Raw genomic sequence first — 22,018 nt, forward strand, 5'->3', positions numbered from 1 at the left:
TTTAAGTTTATAAGTTTTGTCTATTATCGACACGGGCTAAAAGATTTTCGGTGAAAAGCCGATCGCCCGTAACGTTCCAACCCCAATTTATGTTTAGCAGTACCATATCCCTTATTGTTTGTCAAGTCATATTCAGGATACTTAACAGCCAAACGCAAAATTAATTCATCGCGCCAAACTTTCGCCACAATACTAGCAGCAGCAATCTGAATCGATCGCGAATCACCCTTCACCATTGTCTCTTGGGCGATCGGCAAATTGGGAATCCTTTGATTTCCGTCCACCAAACACAAATCAGGAGTAACATTCAGCTTCACAATCGCGCGTTTCATCGCCAACAAAGAAGCCTGCAAAATATTCAAACGGTCAATTTCAGTAACCGAAGCCACACCAATTTGACAATCCACAGCCACAGCCCGGATTTTGACAGCTAGCCGACTCCTGGCTGCGGCACTCAACTGCTTACTATCTCGCACCCCACAATTTACCAACTCATCCAAAAGCTCGATCGGCAAAATGCAAGCCGCCGCCACCACAGGCCCGAACAAAGCCCCTCGCCCGACTTCATCCACACCTGCAACGAGCTGGGGAGAGGAAGAGGGGGAGAGGGGGATACCAGTAGAGGGAGGGACGGGGAGATGGAAAGAGGGGAAGAGAGTAAAAATTTCTACTGCTTCTGTCTTCCCTCTGCCTTTTTCCGTCTGCGGTTTTCCGTCGGCGGTTTTCCGTCTTCCTTCTTCCTTCATTTATTCATCCAAAACAGCAGAGGAACGGCGACGGCGACGGCGATTGATAGCGGGTTCCTCCGGTTCTTCCGATGGCATTGATTCCTCCGATAGAATTGGTTCCTCCGATGGCATTGGTTCCTCCGCCCCATCGCTCATTTCCGATATTTCAGACATCGATGACATGGACGACATTGGCTCAAAATCATCAGTGTCGTCCATCGGACTTTCATCGTAAATTTCCGTCTCAGCATCCTCAGAAAATACAGGAGAAAATACAGACTCAACTACAGGCATCTCGGCATAATAATCCCGTTCCTCCACATTTGATCCTTGCGCCGTCGGTGTAAATTCAAGTTCCAACTGCTCAAAGGGCGGCTTAGTTGGGGCTTCTCCGGGCATTGTCACCGAAACGATCGCATTCTTAGGATTTTTCAGACTGCGATTAGTCAGCACCAAAGGAGAAACCCCCATCACAGCATAAACATCCTGTTCCTCAGCCGTCATTTCCACTGTAATCACTTCCGGAGGCTCCACCATCGGCTTCATCAACTCCGACTTAGTGGGACGCACCCGCTCGAAATCTTCGCGCCTGGAACCCGTCATATTCACCAATCCAAAACCCTCGGAAGCAGGGCGAATGCCTGGGGGTGGAAGATATTCCGCTCTCGGCTCTGCAATGGGAGCGCTAGAAGTATTGGGAAGTCGCAACTTGCTGCGTACTGGTTCCTCTTCCACCGGCAGTCCAAAAGCTTCTTCCCCAATCCGGCGACGACGGCGGCGGCGAGTACCGTTCCCCAAGTCTTGATAACTGGGATGGTTGAGTAAATCCAAAGAAGCAACATTACTACCAGCCTCAAAATCCAAGCTTTCATTCAGAGGTTCCCAAGCAGCCCGCTGGGGTTCGGCTAAACGTTCTTCCCGCACCGATGTGGGACTGGCAGCGGCTACAGGGGCTAAGCTGCGGCGCTCCAATCCTTCGGGTAAATTTAACAACACGCGGTTGGATGTGGCGACAGTGCGATCGCCCGATTCCCGTGCCGCTGGGGCCATTTCATCTTCGCCGGGGAGTTGCACCAAATGACCCAACCCGTTGCAAGTAGGACAACTGTGGCCGAACAATTCATAAATATTTTGACCTTGGCGCTTGCGAGTCAGTTCTACCAGTCCCAATTCTGAAAGTTGGGCGATTTGTGGCCGAGCTTTGTCAGCCCTGAGAGCTTTATTGAAATGTTCGAGCACCTGCAACTGATCGCGGCGAGACTCCATGTCAATAAAATCAACAATAATTACCCCGGCAATATTCCGCAATCGCAGTTGTCTGGCGATTTCTGTGGCTGCTTCGCAATTAGTCCAGAGTACCGTTTCTCGCGCCGTAGCCGATCGAGTAAAGGAACCAGAGTTGACATCTATCACCGTTAGTGCTTCTGTCGGCTCAATAATCACATAACCGCCAGAAGGCAAATCTACCCTTGGTCTGAGGGCTTCTCTAATGGCAGCATTCACCCGGAAAAATTCTAAAATCGAGGCGCGCTCTCGATGATGGTCGATCAAAACACCCGCAGGCAGTTTGCCACCGTTCCAGCTCATCAACTGCTGCTTAACTCGCTTAATCCCATTTTGCGAGTCCACCACAATCCGATTCACATCACCACTAAACATATCCCGCAGCACCCGCTGGATAAAATCGTCATCGCGGTTGAGGAGTGCCGGTGCCCGTGTCGTACCGCCTTCAATTTGAACGGCTTCCCACTGTTTTTGTAGCACTTCCAAGTCTTCCATGATGGCTTCTTCAGTCTGGCCTTCAGCTTCGGTGCGTACCAAAAGTCCCATCCCGGCTGGTTTGACCAAAATAGCGAGGGCTCGGAGGCGGTTGCGCTCGGCTTCGGACTTGATCCGCCGGGACAGATTGACTCCCCGTCCGTAGGGCATCAGCACCAAATAGCGACCAGGCAGAGTAATGTTGCCCGTGAGTCGGGGGCCTTTACTGCCCGTGGGTTCTTTCATTACCTGTACCAGAACTTTTTGTTGGGGAGTCAAAAGTTCTGTAATTGCTCCCGCCGAGCGCTTGAGTCGCAGCGGGCCGAGGTCTGTGACGTGCATAAACCCGTTGCGTTCTGGGTCGCCGATATTCACGAAAGCGGCATCTATCCCAGGTAATACATTTTCGACAATACCTAAGTAAATATCACTAACTTGGTGGCTACCTGTGGCTACCACGAGTTCTTGGATTTGGTCTTCTGAAAAGACGGCAGCAATACGATGCTGCTCTGCTATAACTATCTGCTTAGTCATTCAATTTCCTCGAAAAAATTGTCAGCAAGTTCCAGACACCTACGCTGAATAGTGCCTTTAACTTTGATTTTAATTAGTAGTAGCTTCAAGAGTTATTAGTTGTGATTTATTACAGGATGGAAAGACTGTTAAATGTTGACTATTAACTGTTGACTGTTGACCGTTACAGATAAAGTGCTTAAATCCACCCGTACATAGTTATGAGTTATGCTTCGCAGACTGAGCTGGAAGATAGAAATAAGGAGGCTTTTAGCGAGTTGTAAATATTAGACATCTCCCAAAAAAATCTGTCACTGGCAGGCTGGATGCCTACCCCACAATCATTACGGGAGACGTCTCTTGAATTTTGATTTGTGAATTACGAATTCTTTCACTCAAAATTCAACCCTTGCAACTGTTAATTGGAACTCAGCGAATCAATTCAGTGATACCCTACCAATTTCTTAACACACAACTCTACACAAAAAACTGATAACTCCAGGAAGTGGTGGTTCAGGGCTGGTTTTGAGGGAAATTATGTAGGAGTGAAAGCGTAAGGACTTTTGTTGAATACTTGTGCGATCGGCGGATTGCACTCAACTGAATTCAGCTTGCCATTCGACTGCGATTTCCGTCAACTACCAACCCTCAAACCTGGTCAAAAACATCTATTTTTGAGTAGTCTGTAAACCCATAGTCAAATGCGGACAATTAGGTTTACTTTGCAGGTGTGACCCTGACAGGCTCAACTACGATCGCCTCTATCCCATCGCTCAACGCATTTGGGACTGCTTTTACCTGAAATACTCACAGAGTGGCTTAAACCATGAAATTTTTGAGTAAGCCGGCGATCGACTGAATCGATAAATTTATCTTTGAGCAAGCTCCTGCGAGTTTGATGCTAGATTTAGCCAAGGATTTACAAAAAGGCTTGAAGTCTTGAACAGAAGCAGTTTGCACCCAGCCCGCGTTGCTGGTTGACTCAACGGCGATGGACTAATCGCCATCTAACCGTCCTGACTTCCATAACAAGCAATTATAGCTTGATACCCGGTGGAATACTCCACCTTCGACTTTTCTATTCTAACCATAACTCAGGATTAGCTGACTGCGTTGGATATGCAGAAGCTGAATTTCCTGGTGGCTGACTTGTTCGAGCATCCACACCAGATGTTCTGGCTTTAGTACATTACCATCACTGCGACAGCTACCCCGATAGCGCAAGATGGCTTTACCTTGGGAGTTACGACTGTCGGCAGATTGACAATCTACCACTTCTAGTTCCTGTAGTCGATCGCGCAAATTGACTTGCTGCGTCTTACCCGACTTGGTAGTATGTTCCCGCCAAAAATCCTCAGCTTCCACGATCGCCCGTACCCAAGCTTGCCACTGGTCACTAGCAGCGACACAGACATGGGCCACATTCTTTTGGTTTGATGCGTCATTTTTTGCCACCGCACCAGCTACAGCCACAGTAATCAGGTATTCCGCAGCTTCTAACAACTGATTGGCAGAAGGAGCCTTAAGATCGATCGCCTCAACCTTGTAAACAGGAATATTTGGCGGTAGATGTGCCACCAATTTTGCCCGAAACTGCTGGGCGTCCATCAACTCAGTGAGTTCAAAATCCACAATTTCCCCTGTGCTGCTAACACCCAGAGGCAGGGCATTTGCCAGAGAAATGCGAGGATTGGGATGAAAACCGCCGGTAAAAGAAATCGGTAAATCGGCTTTACGGAATACGCGATCGAACAATCGTACCAAATCCAAATGACCAACCAAAGCCATATCGCCCACCTTGCCAAACCACACCCGGAAGCGCTGTTTGCGCTCTTGATTGGGTACAAACTCCCCTGCAAAGGGAGGAATTGGCAGAGGTTCTACCACAATATTGTGTCCAAAGTCAGTGCCACAAACCCCACAGTGGGAACAGCCTTCAAAGGAACAATCGGGGACTGTTGCGGCTGCCAAAGCCTTCTGCAAATCAAGTTTTAGCCAATTTTTGTCAATTCCCGTATCCAGATGATCCCACGGTAAGGGTTGATCTAGGAGGTGGGTTCCTAATTCATTCCCGCCTTGGAGTGTGCCTTCTGATTTCCCCCCTTGGGGGGGGTTGGGGGGGGTTCCTAATTCATTCCCCCCTTGGAGTGTGCCTTCTGATTTCCCCCCTTGGGGGGGGCTGGGGGGGGTTCCTAATTCATTCCCGCCTTGGAGTGTGCCTTCTGATTTCCCCCCTTGGGGGGGGCTGGGGGGGGTTCCTAATTCATTCCCGCCTTGGAGTGTGCCTTCTGATTTCCCCCCTTGGGGGGGGCTGGGGGGGGTTCCTAATTCATTCCCCCCTGGGAGTGCGCCTTCTAATTTCCCCCCTTGGGGGGGGCTGGGGGGGGTTCCTAATTCATTCCCCCCTGGGAGTGCGCCTTCTAATTTCCCCCCTTGGGGGGGGCTGGGGGGGGTTCCTAATTCATTCCCCCCTTGGGGGGGGCTGGGGGGGGTTACTTCCTTCTCTGCAAAAAGATTCCATTCACCACTTTCGACTTGGCGATATTTCCAGGTAAGATCGGATTCGGCGATCGCCACAGTCCATGCCTTGTGAGCTTTATCCAAGCTTTCCCACCACGCATCCATACCTGCACCGAGTTCCCAAGCGCGACGGACGACAGCAGCCAAACGTCGATCGCCTCTGCCGACAAAATCCTCCATTGCCGAAATCCGCACATCGGTGAAATTCACCTTAACACCCTTCATCCCCCGAAACTCTTCCCTCAGTAATTTTTGCTTGCGGGCAAATTCTGTAGTAGAAACCGAGTGCCACTGAAAAGGAGTATGGGGCTTGGGCGTAAAGTTAGAAATTGTCAAATTGAAATTGAGTCGGCGTCGGCCATCGATCCGACATTCCCTACTCAGCCAACGGACTGTTTCAGCGATGCCCAGAACATCAAAATCTGTTTCTCCTGGCAAACCGATCATAAAATACAGCTTGATTTTATCCCAACCGCGATCGACTGCCGTTTTCACACCCCTGAGCAATTCTTCATTAGTCAAACCCTTGTTCACAATATCCCGCATCCGCTGCGTACCAGCTTCCGGCGCAAAAGTCAACCCACCCTGGCGAGTACCACCGAGAATATCGGCAATATTGTCATCAAATCGATCGACCCGCTGGCTGGGTAGAGACAGAGAAATATTTTTATCTTTCAGGCGATTTTTGATTTCCATACCGACTGCTGGGAGTGCCAGATAGTCGGAACAACTGAGAGAAAGCAGGGAAAATTCGCTTTGCCCGGTGGCTTTCATGCCCTTTTCGATCGCCTCTACGACTTGTTGAGGTTCCACATCTCGCGCGGGGCGAGTCAACATTCCCGGTTGACAAAAGCGGCAACCGCGAGTACAACCACGGCGGATTTCTACTGTCAGTCGATCGTGTACTGTCTGGACGTAGGGAACCAGGCCGATCGAATAAGCTGGAATGGGAGTCGCCACCCGGCGTAAAATTCGTGGCGGAACTTCCGGGCGATTGGGATGGACAGAACCATCAGGGGCCATGTCGTAGAATTGTGGCACATAAACGCCGGGAATTTGCGCCAAATCTAGCAACAACGCTTCTCGACTCAAACCATTAGTTTTGCCTTCAGCCAAAATCAAGCCAATTTCCGGCAACAATTCTTCCCCATCACCCAAAGCAATGAAATCAAAAAAGTCAGCGTAGGGTTCAGGATTGGAAGTTGCCGTTTGGCCGCCTGCAAAAATCAGTGGCCATTGGGAACTTGTCGCTCTTTCTTGCCAAGTCAGGGGAATGCCTGCCAAATCAAGCATTTCCAGAATATTGGTGGCTCCCAGTTCGTAACTGAGGCTAAAGCCCAGGATATCAAATTCGGTGAGCGATCGCCTCGATTCCACTGCAAACAGGGGAGTTTGAGTCGATCGCAGTTTGGCTGCTAAATCTGGGGCCGGCAAATAAGCGCGATCGCACAACTGCCTCGGCCCGGCGTTCAAGATATTGTAAAGAATGATGTGTCCGAGATTGGAAGCACCAACTTCATAGACTTCTGGGTAAGTCAGCACCCATCGCACAGTTGCTGCATCCCAAGGCTGGCGTACAGCCCCCAACTCGTTACCTAAATAACGAGCTGGTTGATTAATTTCTGATGTAAGTAATTCTTCGACTGTTACTGTCACGGCTGGACTCGCTAATTGTTGCGACTCTTAAGTAGCCTACCTCAAAAGCTGTCAATCCGCCAACCAAATTAGATTGGAGACTGAGAAAGGCTATAAGTATTTTGTTGATTTAAGTTTCTGCACAATTTTCGCATAAAAGTATGCTAGGATACTTTTATTATAAATACCAGAAAATTTAGCTTCGATTTTACTGATTTTAAACTAGGGATTAAAATAACAACCAGCCCCAGAACGACACTCTGGGATAATCAGAGCCAGAAAGTAATTGAAATCACTTGTGGGTTCTGATTTAGATCACCTCGGAGATATATAATTTAGATCAATATATAAAATATACTGAGTTCTCAGATCTACCATGCAAGCAACTCATGCTATTCGTAAACTTGTAGAAAAAGCCCTCAATATTAAGCGTCTGACACCTGATATTGAAAATGAAATCAACTACGAACTAACTCGTCTGGGCTACATCTCGGATATTGATTACGAAGCTTTAGAGTTATTAATGAATGAAATGGATGAAGGGCGGGTGCAATTGGTATCTAGCTTTTGACCAAAAGAATGGGTACAAGCCCCGTGCTTCTAGGACGGCTTTAATTTCTTGCTGATTCTATCAGAGAGTTATCAAAAAATTGGGTTGAAAACCCCGTCCTTAAGGACGGCTTTAATTCTTTGGTAGATTTTACCGAGCCTGTTAGAATGGAATAGTAAAACAAAGGACAAAGAATGAAAGCAAGATTCCAATACAGATTCTATCCTACCACTCAACAACGCCAAAGTTTAGCGCAGTTGTTTGGTTGCGTGAGAGTTGTTTGGAATGATGCCTTAACTCAAAGCAAGTCAGGCAACTATCCAGGCTACAATACTCTATCCAAATCTCTAACTCTATCTAAAAAGACAGAAGAGAGAGCCTGGTTAAACGATGTATCATCCGTGCCATTACAGCAATCCCTCAAACAATTAGATGTTGCTTACAAAAACTATTTTGACTCTCTAAAAGGGAAAAGGAAAGGCAAAAAAGTCGGTCAACCCAGGTTCAAAAAAAAGACTAACAGTCAATCTGCAACTTTTGTCAAATCGGGTTTTTCTATCAAAGGTGAGTCCGTCTATCTGGCAAAAATCGGAAATGTTAGTCCTATCTGGTCGAGACAACTGCCATCAAACCCTAGCTGTGTCACAGCAATCAAAGACTGCGCCAACCGTTATTTCCTGAGCTTTGTTGTAGAGATTAATTCCGATATTGTCGAAGCTAAAAACCACAGCATCGGCATCGATCTGGGTATTAAAACCTTTGCAGTGATGAGCGACGGAAGATCAGCTAAAAGTCCAAGCTACAAACAGTTAGACCGAAAAATTCGCAGACTGCAACGCAAGTTGGCAAGGCAGCCCAAAGACTCAAAGCGTCGCAACAAAACTCGCATTCAGATTGCGAAACTGTACAATCAAATTGGGGATACTCGTAAAGACTTTCTGCACAAACTATCGACCAAAGTTGTTAGTGAGAATCAAAGGATTATTTTGGAAGATTTGAACGTGTCTGGTATGGTCAAAAACCGCAAACTTGCCAGGGCGATTAGCCAACAGGGATGGTACGAGTTTAGGACTTTATGCGAGCGTCAGTCTGAAAAGTATGGCAGAGAGTTTAGGGTAATTAGTCGCTGGGAACCAACAAGTCAAATCTGTTCAAATTGCGGTTTTAGATGGGGAAAATTGGATTTAAAAATCCGCTCGGTTCAATGCTTGAATTGCGGCAACGAACACGATCGCGATGAGAATGCAGCGAAGAATATAAACAAAGTCGGGATAGGGCATTGCCACGACTCTAAATGGACACAGAGAGAAGGTAAGACCACTTGTGGCACATCTCCGTGAAGTGTCAAGAATCCCCGCGCGTTCACGCCGGGGAGTATGTCAATTAACTCGACTCGCTAAACTTGCCACTGTTACCACCAACTCCACAGGATCGATCGGCTTAGGCAGATGAATTTGAAAACCCAGCCGTAGCGCCCGCACCCGTTCTTCCACCCTACCATAGGCAGTCAAAGCCACCGCTGGAACTTCCGTTGCACCACACATGGTTCTGACTTGCCCAATCAAATCTTTTCCGTGTGCCATCGGCATTCCTAGATCGCTGACAAATACATCCGGCGATCGCCTTTTAATCGCCTCTAGAGCCTCCGATGCCGAGACTGCGGTCTCCACCTCGGCACCACACTCTTCGAGCACCATTCGCGCAAAATCCAAGGAATCTTCGTCATTATCGGCCACCAACACCAACACGCCAGAAAGATCGATCTTAAAAGAACACTCCTTTCTAGGTGCGATCGACCTTTTTTCTCGAATCACCAACTCCCGTACCCCAGCCACAGAAAATCCACCCTCGCCCTGTTGCATCGGCAACTTCACCACAAATTTCGCTCCTTTTCTCTTCCCGGCAGATTCCGCTTGCACCGTCCCCCCGTGCATTTCCACCACATGGCGGACGATCGCCAACCCCATCCCCAATCCGTTGTACGATCGAGTCGCAGAGGTGTCCGCTTGACTGAAGCGATCGAACACATGGGGCAGAAACTCCGCACTGATACCCTCTCCCGTATCGCTCACCTCAATTTCCACCGTAGCTGAGGAGAATTTGCCCCCAGATGCTAACTGAGGGGAAATAGCACCCTCCACCTGTCGCACCACCACCTTCACCTGTCCTTGAGGAGGAGTAAACTTAATCGCATTGGAGAGCAAATTCCACACCACCTGCTGCAAGCGCCCCGAATCTCCAAATATCCGCACCGAAGTCTGGTCAAATTCCGTCACAATTTGAATATTTTTTGCTTTGGCAGCAGTTGCCAAAGTTTCGATGGCAGCCTCAACATTTGCCAGCACATCCACCCACCGCAAATTCAGCGATAGTTGACCGGTAATAATCTGCGATACGTCCAACAAATCCTCGATTAGTGTTCCCAAAGACCTCGTATTGCGATCGATGGTTTCCAAAGCTCTCACCGTAGTATGTTCATCAAACTTGCGATAACGTAGCAGTTGCGTCCATCCCAGCATCGCATTTAACGGTGTCCGCAATTCGTGGGACAAAGTTGCGAGAAACTCATCTTTAATTCGGTTCAGGATCTCTAATTCTTCCGCTCGTTCCTGAAGTTCTTTTTCTAATCGTTTGCGCTCGCTCAAATCGAGAATGAAAGCCACAGATTCTTCCCGTTTTTCACCCAACAAAATATACCCCACCAACACCGGAATCCGGCTACCATCTAGGCGCACATATTCCTTTTCGTAAGGAGTGCAAACCCCCGTGGCTTTTGCCTCTGCCATGCCGATCGCATCCAAGGGTAGATACTCCACAGGAGTCATATCAATCCACCGCAGTTCCCCACGTTGCAAATGTTCCCGACTGTAGCCAACCATCCGCAAAAATTCGTCGTTAGCCTCGCTAATAGTACCGTCAACATTACCGAACAGAATTCCCATCAAGTTAGCTTCTGCCAAACACCTCAGTTTTTCCTCGCTAGCTTGGAGTGCGGCTTCTGCTTGCTTGCGGGCGCTAATATCTTGGAAATAAGCAGACAAACCCGAATCCGACGGATAAAATCGCACGTTAAACCACTTATTTACAGATACATTAAATGCTTCGTATTCGATTGTTACTTTTTCTGACATGGCTTGGTCAGCCATTTTGTAACTTTCTAAATCCCCTAGATGAGGAACCACATCGAGCATACTTTTTCCGATCAACTCAGCTTGAGACTTGCCTAAAATCTCCTCGGCTTTCCGGTTGACATAGGTGTAATTCCAGTCGCAATCCACAGCAAAAAAAGCGTCGGTAATACTTTCGAGAATATTAGTAATTCCATCCTTTGCCTCTTGTAGAGCTTTGGCAGTTTCTTCTGCTTGCAATCGGGCTGCTTGTTCCCGTTCAAAGGCGACGGCGCGTTCTTGTTCTGCTAGTTTGCGATCGCTAATATCAATGCAAGAACCAATGTAACCTGCAAAAGTGCGATCGGGCCTGTATCGCGGTAAGCCCGTACCCAAAATCCAACAGTAATCGCCATCATAGCGCCTTAGACGAAATTCCATCCGAAACTCATTTCGCGCGTCAAAAGCATTCTCATAAGTATCTACACAATACTGCAAATCCTCCGGGTGTACCGATTTTTTCCAGCCGCAGTCCATGACGGATGCCAAAGTTGTGCCCGTAAAATCCAGCCAAACTTGATTAAAGTAATTGCAAACTTTGTCGATACCAGACATCCAAATCATTACCGGTGCGGTATCTGCCATCATCCGAAACCGTTCTTCGCTTTCTTGGCGGTGTATTTCGGCTTGTTTGCGATCGAGTCTTTCTTGAACTTCCCGCAGTGCCCGCTGAATCGACGGTACAAGCCGCGTCAAACCCCGTTTGACTACATAATCTGTAGCCCCATTTTTCAAACTTTCGATCGCCAACTCCTCACCCAAAGTAGCCGATACAAAAATAAAGGGCAATCCCGGACAAATACTACGGGCTATTTCCAGGGCCTCTAGCCCATTAAACTCCGGCAGCATATAATCTGCCAAAATCAGGTCATAGCAATTATGTTCCAGTGCCCCCACAAAGTCTGCCCGCGTTTTCACGCACAGCAGAGAAAAATCTAGCCCACCATCTAATAGATAGTCTTGAATCAATTCAGTATCCCAGCTACTGTCTTCTAATAAGAGGATATTTAGCGTTTTCACCCTAACCTCCGGGAGTAATTCCATCTTGCCAAAATTCACAAGATTAACCGTTTTTGTTTATTAGATCTCATGAGAAAAATATCTGTCCCAAGATAGATATTTATGTTGTTTCCCACAGAAAAACCAGATTTCCAGCATTTTCAGTCGAATATCGCCTCCCAAGCTGAGAAACCAGGTTTTTCAATCTTATCAAATTACTTCTTAGGCGATCGACACAATACTACCTCGTTCATAGGGCAATCGATTCGTGGGCAAAACCTCAAGGCTGATTTGTAGCGAATCCAAAGCTGGATTTTCAGCTAGCACCTTTTTAGTCAATTTTTTATTCACAACTTCCCAAAAATCAGTTTCGTTGGGGTAACTAGCCAAGAAATTGTCGATGCTGCGATAAATCGGCACAAAGTCAGGATATTCAGCCGTAGCAATTCCTGGTTTGTACTGATACTTGACATCAATATTTAGGTTGTTCAAGCCCTGATGGTCGATCGAGTAATTGGCCAACTGGAAATCCCAAGCCTCCGATAATTTACCATCTTGAGTCCGAGTTACCGTACTGCTGCGGTCGTAGGGTAATCGGTTGGTCGGCAACACATCCAAATTCACTGTTACCGACGATAGTGATGGATTTTCCCCTAGCACTTTTTGGGTCACATTTTTGTTGACTACTTCCCAAAAATCCGTTTCATTGGGGTAGTTAACCAACAAATTGTCAATACTTTTGTAAATTGGCACAAAATCGGGATACTGAAAATTTTGAATCCCATTTTGGTACTGGTAATTGACATCAATATTCAGGTTGTTGAGTCCTTGATGATTAATGGGGTAATTTGGGACTGTAAAATTCCACTTCTCGGTCAATTGAGCATCGGTAGGAAAGAAGGCAATCCCCACGGGACGCTGTAGTTTACTATCGGGAGGAACAAAAATAGAATTGTTGCCAGAACCAAGATTCCCGGTAATGGGCAGAGGCTCACCTGTATTGCCATTGTACCGCAACACAGCCCCGGCATTATTAGCATTAGCGCGGTTGTCAAAGCCAACGGCAAACAAATTGCCACTAGGCGAAAATGCCAAACTACCCACATAATTGCTACTGGGCAATGTATCAGTATAATTAGTAGATAAAACCTTGACTAATTCTCCTGTTTTTAAATTGTAACGCCGGATATCGTTAGCAAAATCACTCACATAAAGGTCGCCATCATTAGGTCCGATCGCCATTCCCAAAAGACTCACAAATCCCTGACTCCTAGGCGAAACATCCGGTGAAGCAAAAATACTAAACTGCTTAGTTTCTAGGTTATAGCGAAGTACCTGACTCAGGAAATTACCGCTAAAATCTGCCTGACCATTTTTAGCAACACTCCCCTGAGTTGTCACGTACAAATTACCATCAGGATCGAATACCAAACCATTAGGACCATTCAATCCTCCCGCTTGCTGATTTCCCGTAGCAAATACATCAATAAACTGCCCAGTTTTGCCATTATAGCGGAGAATTTGGTCAGTCAAAAAACTGCTGACATACAAATTACCATCCAGACCAAAAGCTAAACCATAAGGACGAGACAATCCACCAGTTTCATCAGTAGTAGTGTTGGGATTATCGCCGACAAATCTGTCAATAAATGCACCAGTAATTCCGTCATAACGCAAGACAGCCGATGCTCCAATTTCTCCAGATTTGCCTGGTTTGTCACCGCTAGCAATGTAAATATCCGACTTGCCATCGCCGTTGCCATCGGGCCCAAAGATGACCGTATCTGGTCTGAACAAGCCACCACTTGCTGCTGGAATAAATTCGTCTACCAAATTCCCTGTTTTGCCATCAAAGCGGAGTATATTATTGCCCCTTGTATTACCCACAAGGAAAGTTCCTTGAGGATTAGTGGGTTGAGTGCGGGTAACTTTGCTGGTGCGGCTGTAGGGTATGTTTTGGCTGGGCAAAACGTTCAAATTGATATCGATCGCAGCTAGGGCAGGATTTTCGAGCAGGATATTTTGGGTCAATTTTTTATTGACAATTTCCCAAAAATCTGTCTCGTTTGGATAGTTGGTTAAAAACTTATCAATCCCTTTGTAAATTGGCACAAAATCTGGATATTCTGCTTGGGTAATTCCAGATTTATACTGGTAATTGACATCCAGGTTGAGTTTGTTTAAGCCTTGGTGATTAATTGCGTAGTTTTGCAAAGAAAAATCAAAGTCTTCTTGGATTTGGCCCGAACGACTGCGGAAAACTGTGCTGGCGCGATCGTAGGGCAATCTGTCCGTTGGCAAAATTTCCAGTTGCAGGGTAACATTTGTGAGGGCTGGATTTTCATCTAGCACTTTTTTGCTCAAATTATTGTTAAGAATTTCCCAAGCATCTGTTTCATTCGGGTAGTTAACTAGGAAGTTATCAATGCTTTTGTAAATTGGCACAAAATCGGGATATTCTTGTTTGGTGATTCCCGGTTTGAGTTCGTAACCAACTTTGATATTTAAGGTGTTTAAACCTTGGTGGTCGATGGTATAACTTTTAAAGTTGAAAGCCCAGTTTTCTGAAGGGAATGGGGCAGCAGTTCTAGCTGCCAAGCGCTCTGGATTACTGGCTGCATCGCTAAGGGCAAAACCCATGCCTGTAAGTTCGTCTGGCTCAACTTGACCGGCGATATCTGGCGAGGATGGGAAGCTACCATCGAATTTGAGATTGTTGTTTCCTGTTTCTAGGGTTCCGAAATCGGTGATTTGGTCAAAAAGGTCGATCGCACTATCAGTTGCGGCCACACCCATATTTGATGTTTGAGGCAAATCATAGCTGGTATCAAATAAAACATTGGTATCGCCCGCGGCCATGTTTTTTGTCGGATTAAGGCGATCGAACTTGCTACCAAATAAGTCGGGAATTTCCGCTGATAAAACCGCTGTATTTCCCGGAATTGGGTTTTCTTCAAAAAGTTTTGCTGTATTCAACATAAGCTCTAATTCCACTCTCACCACACTAAATTAAACAGCAGCTACATCCTGATTCTGTAATAAAAGTGCTCAGTACAAAAATCGCATTGTGACGGCTGAAACCAACGGCGATCTTTTGTTTCCAATCAGGCACAACATTAAACTGGATTTTCCTATAATAGCAACATAAGAGTCGATCGCGATCGACTATTTTACCCATGACAAATTGGTTGAAGTTTCCACAACCTCAACCAAATCTGCGATCGGGGGATACCGAACCTATTATCAATTTAGAGAAATGATTCACCCACAGCTAAACATCTTGATTTTGCATCAAGCGCTGCTTCAAACGGGCTGGATCTCCGCGATCGACCACTTGGCCCTTTTCCAACAAAAAAGCCCCATCACAATAATTCAACTCATCCAAACGGTGAGTCACCCACAAAGCCGTAATTCCGCGATTTTTCACCAAACGCTGCACCGCCGCCACCAAATCTAACTGAGAATCAGGATCTAACAAAGCCGTCGGTTCATCTAATAGTAGAATTTCACAGTGACGGGCGATCGCCCCAGCCAGAGCAATTCGCTGTTTCTGGCCACCACTCAAAGCATAAATCGGTCGCCGCTGCAACTCCAACAAATTCACAGCTTCCAAAGCCTCCGCCACCCTAGCCCGCACCTGAATATTAGACAACTGTTCCTCCACCAAGCCAAAAGCCACATCTGCACCGACTGTAGGCATTACCAGTTGGTGATCGGGGTTTTGGAAGACAAAACCCACCCTTCCACTCAGAGCGATTTCCCCAAACTGGGGGTGCAGCAGCCCAGCCATCAGCCTCAGCAAGGTAGATTTGCCACTCCCGTTAGTACCCAAGAGCATCCAAAACTCGCCCTTGGGTACATCGAGAGAGCAACTTTGCAACACTCGATCGCCCGAAGGCCAGCAAAAACCCAAATCCCGTACCGCAACCGCCGGCTGAGTGCGATCGCCACTAGCACCCCCAGCCCTCATTCTGCTACAGCCATCGAGACAAAACCCGGTGCTCTCCCTGTAGAAGCAGCCCCCGATTTCTGAGAGACGATCACCCCAGAAATCTCGCTACTGAGCACAGCCACCTTTTTCTCAGGATTTTTCTCGCAGGTGAGTTCCAAAATTTGGGGTTGGGAGTTACGAATCGCCTCTACAACCTGCTGGTAAACAGCCTCAGCGTCCTCCGCGGACTTCCGCTGCACCGAAAGCGATACAGGCGTGTTCTTCACAATCATGTCAATGCTGAACATATAATTTTAAAACCTAAGTTTGGAGCTCTACCCTCAGTATATATATTGACACTCCCCGGCGTGAACGCGCGAGGATTCTTAGATCCTAGACCGGACTTAAATCAAGAGCATTGCTACACCTGATCCAGAGATCCAATCTCCCTAAGCGTTTACTGTATCGAGTACAGAAGTTCCGACGTGCCCCGTCGTACCTATCCCGCGATTGAGGATATTAATTGTGGCATTATGATCCCTATCCATTTCACATCCACACTGACAAGTGTGGGTGCGAGTGGATAAAGATTTTTTAATGACTTCCCCACAATTACTACATTCTTGACTGGTGTATGCAGGATTTACCGCGATGGTAATCCGACCAAACACTTTCCCAAAATATTCTAAGAACACTCTGAATTGATACCAAGAAGCATCGCTAATCGATTTTGCTAAACAGTGGTTTTTAACCAGGTTAGACACTCTCAAATCTTCGTAAACTACTACGTCGTTTGACGTGATTACGCACCTTGCTAATTTGATAGCATGGTCTTTACGCTGTCTACTTATTTTGAGATGTCGCTTACCTAAAATCACTCTGGCTTTGTGGCGATTTGACCCACCTTTTACCTTCCGACTTACAAGACGCCCGGCCCGTTTTAACCGTGCTTCACCTCTACGCAGAAATCTAGGGTTAGGAACCATTTTACCATTTGAATCAGTGTAAAACTCTTTTAGCCCAACATCTAATCCAATCGTTTTGCCTGTCATTGGAACGGTTTCTAATCGGTCTACTTGAATACAGAACTGGGCATAGTACCCATCTGCTCGTTTGACCAACCGCACCCGCTTAATTTGGTCTGGCTGATAGAAATTTAGGTCACGAGTACCTTTTAACTTCAGCTTGCCAATCCCGCACTTGTCAGTAAAGGTGATTGATTTTCTATCGAATGAGAGTTTCCAAGAGTTAGTTTTATACTCAACAGAGCGACAGTCTTTCTGGAACTTAGGAAAACCAGCTCTCTTACCTTTAATGCCTTTTTTGACATTATCATAGAACCGACAAATCGCCGCCCACGCTCTCTCCGCACTAGCTTGTCGAGCCATCGCACCTAACTTATTTGCACTCGTCAAATTCTTTTGCCCAAATCGCACAGTATTTAGAGAGATCGAACCAAGATTTAGCCCCACCATCCATCCACAGTCGGATCGATTTGTTGCGAATGAATTGACAAATTCTAATCGCTTCATCGATCGCCTTGAACTGGTCTGGTTTTGCGTAAGCTTTGAATTCGAGCATGAGCATTTTAACTTCCTCCTTTTTCTATGATCTCATGGTTATCATAGGAATGGTTGAATTTACTTAAGAACATGGAAAAAGTCCCCCTAGAAGGGGCAGGAGGCTCTAACCCCAATTTTTCGCTAGAAGTCCCCAGAGCGGAAATGGGGAGGGGGAGATGGGGAGATGGGAGAGAAAATCCGAAAAAATCTTTAAGAAATACTTGCTCTTGTAAAGAATTACCCCTATAATTCGGATTACGGTAAAGAAAAGTAAAGTCTGTTCATAATCCATGTCATTTTCTGCTAAGCAGCAAGACTTGGAAAATATAGAATAGAAACTTGTCCGTTGTAATTATATCTATTTGGAGATTTGCGTAATGACAATCGCAGTCGGACGCGCCCAGAACGAGCGAGGCATCTTTGATGTACTTGACGACTGGCTCAAACGCGATCGTTTCGTCTTCGTAGGCTGGTCTGGCATCCTGCTATTCCCCTGCGCCTACCTGGCCATCGGTGGCTGGCTCACCGGCACCACCTTCGTCACATCCTGGTACACCCACGGTTTGGCAAGCTCCTACCTCGAAGGAGCCAACTTCCTCACCGTAGCCGTATCCACCCCAGCCAACAGCCTCGGACATTCCCTGCTGTTCCTGTGGGGCCCCGAAGCACAGTGGGACTTCACCCGCTGGTTCCAACTCGGTGGCCTATGGGCCTTTGTCGCACTCCACGGCGCTTTCGCACTGATCGGCTTCTGCTTGCGTCAGCTAGAAATCTCCCGTTTAGTCGGCATCCGTCCTTACAACGCCTTGGCATTCACCGGCCCCATCGCCGTGTTCGTCTCGGTGTTCCTGCTTTACCCCTTGGGTCAATCAGGCTGGTTCTTCGCCCCTAGCTTCGGCGTGGCAGCAATTTTCCGCTTCCTCCTATTCCTACAAGGCTTCCACAACTGGACCCTCAACCCCTTCCACATGATGGGTGTTGCAGGTATCTTGGGTGGTGCGCTCTTGTGCGCCATTCACGGTGCAACAGTGGAAAACACTCTGTTTGAAGACGGTGAAGGTGCTAACACTTTCCGCGCTTTCAACCCAACTCAGTCTGAAGAAACCTACTCCATGGTGACAGCTAACCGTTTTTGGTCGCAAATCTTCGGAATTGCATTCTCCAACAAACGTTGGTTACACTTCTTCATGTTGTTCGTACCTGTCACAGGCTTGTGGATGAGCTCTTTGGGTATCGTTGGTTTAGCATTAAACCTGCGGGCCTATGACTTTGTATCCCAAGAATTGCGCGCTGCAGAAGATCCTGAGTTTGAAACGTTCTACACTAAGAATATTCTGTTGAACGAAGGTATTCGTGCTTGGATGGCTCCAACCGACCAACCACACGAAAACTTCATCTTCCCAGAAGAAGTTCTGCCTCGTGGTAATGCTCTGTAAGCATCGCGAAAGTTAGAAACAAATCAGCTATTTTAACAAGCTGCAAAAGCTCCTGTCTGCTGGCAGGAGCTTTTTGTGTGAGGTTGATTAACAGTAAGACTTTTTCTGACATTTGGTAACAATCACTTACATTTGCCTTCTTGTCTTGATGTCATGTAGAATGAATTTAGCCGCTCGGATTTAGGTGAAAAACCTTGGTAGTAAGCAACCTCTATCTAAATAAGTTGCCTCTGAGCGTATCAAAGCAAATAATCAAAGTGGCTAAATGCGGTCACGCGAAAACCAAGCTGAACGCTCATAGTACAAGTGCTTGTAGAGATTTCTACGGGCATTGGTTGATACGCCTTAGTTGAGATCAGTTCTCAACTTATGTATTTGTTAGCAAACGTTAGCAAAAAAGTATCGGAAATTAAAGTACGATCGAAAATATTGCCCTTAGCTGCAAAATTTTTCACTGAATCGGTTCACTTCTGATTCCTTGTGTTATCGTATTAATTGTGCATACCGGAATGATACTCAGAACGCAGGTTCTTCTGGTATTGCTACCAATTGGTAGCACACAAATCCTCATACTTAATCTCAGATTAAGATGAGGTGCGTTCACATATTAAGCAATTTAGCTAAACTTGGAGGTGATGCCCATGATAGAAAGTAGTAAACGCATGGGTCATCAGATTGGAAACTACCGGCTGTGCGCCGGGGCCGCTCACTAGCAGTCAGCCGTCGTTCTCCCCAGGAAGCGACTTCCATCGGGAACCAGGCTTAGTTAGGGAATCTCCCGGCAGTCAGGTTCTAATCTGAAGACCCGCTAGACCGCTCTCACCCCAAATAGTGTTAAAGTTTAAGTGTCAAAACTTAGACTTAAATACTACTGGTGAGAGCGGATAGCTTTTGGTAAAATTTTTGACAGGCGAGCAGCATCCCAAGGTAAACACAATGAATTCACTACTGAAAGATACTGAAATTAAAGCCCGCGCTAGTCAATTGTCAGGTTGGACAGTTGAAGGTGATAAACTCCGCTGTACCCGGAAATTTCAAGATTTTATAGCAGCGATCGATTTTGTGAATAAGTTGGTCGCACCCTCAGAAGCCGCAGCACATCATCCAGATATAGAAATTTCCTATAATAAAGTCACAGTTAACTTGACAACTCACGATGCAGGAGGCTTAACTGAGAAAGACTTTGCACTAGCTAAAGAGATTTCTTCACTAAAATAAAAGCTTTACCGATCGCCAGAAAGGAGCCGCAACATCTAGTGATAGCCTCCCAAGCCGAAATTTCGCCAATAAAACATCGACTCTGGGCTAGAATCAGAGGTAAGAAAGTCGAGATGCAAAAAGTCCCATGTATTCAAGGCTATTCGCCATCCTCCGACCATGATCGTATTTGAAAAGCCAGAGTTCTTGAACGAATCTGCTGAAAGAACAGAGCTGATAGAACAACTTTTGGATATTGGTGCAGCTCTTTCGAGTGCCCAAGATTTAGGGGGTTTATTAAACTTAATTTTATCCAAAAGTAGGGAAATTACCTACAGTGATGCCGGCAGTGTTTACTTAGTAGATCACAGTGACGAAACACCTAAATTGCTGTTCAAGGTAGCTCAAAACGCTTCTAAACCGAGACTGTCGTTTAAGGAGTTTGCGCTCCCACTAACAGACAAAAGCTTGGCGGGCTACGTGGCAATTACAGGCGAAAGTTTGAACCTGTCTGATGCCTATGACTTGCCGGCGGGTGTGCCCTATCAGCTAGATACCAGTTTTGACAGGGATATTAACTATCGTACTTGCTCTGTGATGGTGCTGCCGATGCAAAACCGACAGGGGGAGACTATAGGTGTACTGCAACTGATCAACCGCAAAACCAAAGCAGAGACGGTACTGACAGCCGAAAATGCCTGGGAATCGACCCAGCGTTATTCGGAGTGGGAAGAAAGGATAGTTCGATCGCTCGCTTCTCAAGCAGCCATCTCGATCGAGCGCAACCAACTACAAGAAAGCATAGAACACTTGTTTGAGGGTTTCGTCAAGGCCTCGGTGCAAGTAATAGAAGCCAGAGACCCCTGTACCTACGGCCACTCAGAGCGAGTAGCAGCCCTGACGGTGCGCCTTTCAGAAGAAGTAAACAGCACTAGCAGAGGATGGCTGCGTCCTATTTACTTTAACCATCGCCAAATTCAAGAAATTCGCTACGCAGCCCTGCTGCACGACTTTGGCAAAATCGGAGTTCCCGAAGCCGTTTTAACCAAGCAGAAAAAACTTTACCCATCACAGCTAGAAATCATTCGCCACCGTTTTGCCTTAGCTCAGCGGACCATGGAAATGGAATGCGTGCAATCCAAGTATAAATACTTACTATCCCATTCAGCCTACGGCAAACATCCTAATGAAGAATCAGGATGTCTTCAATGCCAAGAAATAGAACAGCTAGACACGAAGCTAGCAGAGGCAAAAGCTCGATTGGCAGAATACTGGGAAGTGCTGCTAGAAGCTAACGAGCCTCACATTCTGGCCGCCGAACCTCTAGCTCAACTGCGAGAACTTGCTCGACAAACTTACAGAGATATAGACGGTGAAATTAAACCCCTGCTAGACCAAGATGAAATCTTACAATTGATGGTGTCCAGGGGCAACCTGACGGTGGTAGAACGAGCAGCCATAGAATCTCACGTAACTCACACCTATGAGTTTCTGAAACAAATTCCTTGGACAAAAGATTTAAAAAATGTTCCCGAAATTGCCTACGGACATCATGAAAAACTCGACGGTACAGGGTATCCTCTAGGTCTCAAACAGTCGGAAATTCCAATTCAAGCTCAACTGATGACGATCGCCGATATTTACGATGCCCTGACAGCCGGGGATCGCCCCTACAAGCGGGCGCTACGTACAGAAGCAGCCCTCAAAATTTTGCGACAAGAAGCAACTCACAATAAAATCAATAGCGATTTGTTACAACTGTTCGAGCACCGACAAGTATTCAGCGTCCTCGGACACAATTTGGATGTCGATCGCGTCGAATCACTCTAGACGATAGTGCCAAGGAGTGCTAAAAAGTAAATATACTAGCTGTTGATTGCTCAACAGTTAATCGGATTTGAAATGTGAGATTTGAGATTGGAGATTGCACCAGTCCTGAGTCTGCGAAGGCATGAATCAGGGGCAAACATACCAAATCGTTTTCGGTCATTCCGAAAAAATTTAACAGAAAAAATCAAAATT

Annotated in this window: 12 protein-coding genes and 1 pseudogene; 5 read left to right on the plus strand and 8 right to left on the minus strand. The window is 46.6% G+C overall.

What is annotated here, in order from left to right:
• Positions 1–23: 23 nt before the first annotated feature.
• The 3 genes from P2A85_RS26480 to P2A85_RS26490 form a co-directional block, all read right to left on the minus strand.
• Positions 24–746, minus strand: a complete 723-nt coding sequence (locus tag P2A85_RS26480; RefSeq protein WP_377476332.1) for a ribonuclease HII — start codon at positions 744–746, stop codon at positions 24–26.
• Entirely contained in the window at positions 747–3,020 is a 2,274-nt protein-coding gene (locus P2A85_RS26485) for an Rne/Rng family ribonuclease (protein ID WP_377476334.1), read from the minus strand. It lies immediately after the preceding gene.
• A 1,062-nt stretch (positions 3,021–4,082) separates the two neighbouring features.
• Positions 4,083–7,175: a TIGR03960 family B12-binding radical SAM protein gene (locus tag P2A85_RS26490; RefSeq protein ID WP_377476336.1), complete on the minus strand. Its 3,093-nt coding sequence runs from the start codon at positions 7,173–7,175 to the stop codon at positions 4,083–4,085.
• Positions 7,176–7,530: 355 nt separating this feature from the next.
• Here P2A85_RS26490 and P2A85_RS26495 point away from each other — a divergent pair, with 355 nt between their 5' ends.
• Both P2A85_RS26495 and P2A85_RS26500 read left to right on the plus strand, forming a co-directional pair.
• Positions 7,531–7,725: a hypothetical protein gene (locus P2A85_RS26495; protein ID WP_340525455.1), complete on the plus strand. Its 195-nt coding sequence runs from the start codon at positions 7,531–7,533 to the stop codon at positions 7,723–7,725.
• A gap of 173 nt (positions 7,726–7,898) precedes the next feature.
• A complete protein-coding gene (locus P2A85_RS26500; protein ID WP_377476338.1) occupies positions 7,899–9,044 on the plus strand; it encodes an RNA-guided endonuclease InsQ/TnpB family protein in 1,146 nt (381 codons plus the stop codon).
• A gap of 39 nt (positions 9,045–9,083) precedes the next feature.
• On the opposite strand, the gene P2A85_RS26505 is transcribed toward P2A85_RS26500, so the two are convergent.
• The 5 genes and pseudogenes from P2A85_RS26505 to P2A85_RS26525 form a co-directional block, all read right to left on the minus strand.
• Positions 9,084–11,891, minus strand: coding sequence for a PAS domain S-box protein (locus P2A85_RS26505; RefSeq protein WP_377476340.1), 2,808 nt, complete (start codon positions 11,889–11,891; stop codon positions 9,084–9,086).
• A gap of 201 nt (positions 11,892–12,092) precedes the next feature.
• Complete coding sequence (locus tag P2A85_RS26510) at positions 12,093–14,849, minus strand: hypothetical protein (RefSeq protein ID WP_377476342.1); 2,757 nt, start codon at positions 14,847–14,849, stop codon at positions 12,093–12,095.
• Between the two features lie 292 nt (positions 14,850–15,141).
• Positions 15,142–15,840: an energy-coupling factor ABC transporter ATP-binding protein gene (locus P2A85_RS26515; protein WP_377476344.1), complete on the minus strand. Its 699-nt coding sequence runs from the start codon at positions 15,838–15,840 to the stop codon at positions 15,142–15,144.
• Entirely contained in the window at positions 15,837–16,109 is a 273-nt protein-coding gene (locus tag P2A85_RS26520; protein ID WP_340525463.1) for a hypothetical protein, read from the minus strand. The genes P2A85_RS26515 and P2A85_RS26520 overlap by 4 nt, the downstream gene beginning before the upstream one ends.
• Before the next feature lie 141 nt (positions 16,110–16,250).
• A pseudogene (locus P2A85_RS26525) lies at positions 16,251–17,388 on the minus strand (RNA-guided endonuclease InsQ/TnpB family protein).
• Positions 17,389–17,740: 352 nt separating this feature from the next.
• Between P2A85_RS26525 and psbD the strand changes: the two are divergent.
• The 3 genes from psbD to P2A85_RS26540 all read left to right on the plus strand — a co-directional run bounded on the left by psbD (position 17,741) and on the right by P2A85_RS26540 (position 21,826).
• Entirely contained in the window at positions 17,741–18,799 is a 1,059-nt protein-coding gene (psbD, locus tag P2A85_RS26530; RefSeq protein ID WP_377476346.1) for a photosystem II D2 protein (photosystem q(a) protein), read from the plus strand.
• A 936-nt stretch (positions 18,800–19,735) separates the two neighbouring features.
• Positions 19,736–20,017 (plus strand): 4a-hydroxytetrahydrobiopterin dehydratase, encoded by a 282-nt coding sequence (locus P2A85_RS26535; protein ID WP_340525695.1) that lies wholly within the window; start codon positions 19,736–19,738, stop codon positions 20,015–20,017.
• Positions 20,018–20,176: 159 nt separating this feature from the next.
• Positions 20,177–21,826 carry an HD domain-containing phosphohydrolase gene (locus P2A85_RS26540; RefSeq protein WP_377476348.1) on the plus strand — a complete coding sequence of 550 codons (1,650 nt, stop codon included), beginning with the start codon at positions 20,177–20,179 and terminating at the stop codon, positions 21,824–21,826.
• Positions 21,827–22,018 lie beyond the last annotated feature (192 nt).

Source organism: Microcoleus anatoxicus (assembly GCF_042465725.1).
Lineage (GTDB): Bacteria > Cyanobacteriota > Cyanobacteriia > Cyanobacteriales > Microcoleaceae > Microcoleus > Microcoleus anatoxicus.

Coding starts and splice junctions, on each gene's coding strand:
- P2A85_RS26495 (WP_340525455.1), top strand. CDS start 7,531: ATGCAAGCAACTCATGCTATTCGTAAACTTGTAGAAAAAGCCCTCAAT.
- psbD (WP_377476346.1), top strand. CDS start 17,741: ATGACAATCGCAGTCGGACGCGCCCAGAACGAGCGAGGCATCTTTGAT.
- P2A85_RS26535 (WP_340525695.1), top strand. CDS start 19,736: ATGAATTCACTACTGAAAGATACTGAAATTAAAGCCCGCGCTAGTCAA.
- P2A85_RS26510 (WP_377476342.1), bottom strand. CDS start 14,849: ATGTTGAATACAGCAAAACTTTTTGAAGAAAACCCAATTCCGGGAAAT.
- P2A85_RS26480 (WP_377476332.1), bottom strand. CDS start 746: ATGAAGGAAGAAGGAAGACGGAAAACCGCCGACGGAAAACCGCAGACG.
- P2A85_RS26515 (WP_377476344.1), bottom strand. CDS start 15,840: ATGAGGGCTGGGGGTGCTAGTGGCGATCGCACTCAGCCGGCGGTTGCG.
- P2A85_RS26500 (WP_377476338.1), top strand. CDS start 7,899: ATGAAAGCAAGATTCCAATACAGATTCTATCCTACCACTCAACAACGC.
- P2A85_RS26485 (WP_377476334.1), bottom strand. CDS start 3,020: ATGACTAAGCAGATAGTTATAGCAGAGCAGCATCGTATTGCTGCCGTC.
- P2A85_RS26520 (WP_340525463.1), bottom strand. CDS start 16,109: ATGTTCAGCATTGACATGATTGTGAAGAACACGCCTGTATCGCTTTCG.
- P2A85_RS26540 (WP_377476348.1), top strand. CDS start 20,177: ATGATCGTATTTGAAAAGCCAGAGTTCTTGAACGAATCTGCTGAAAGA.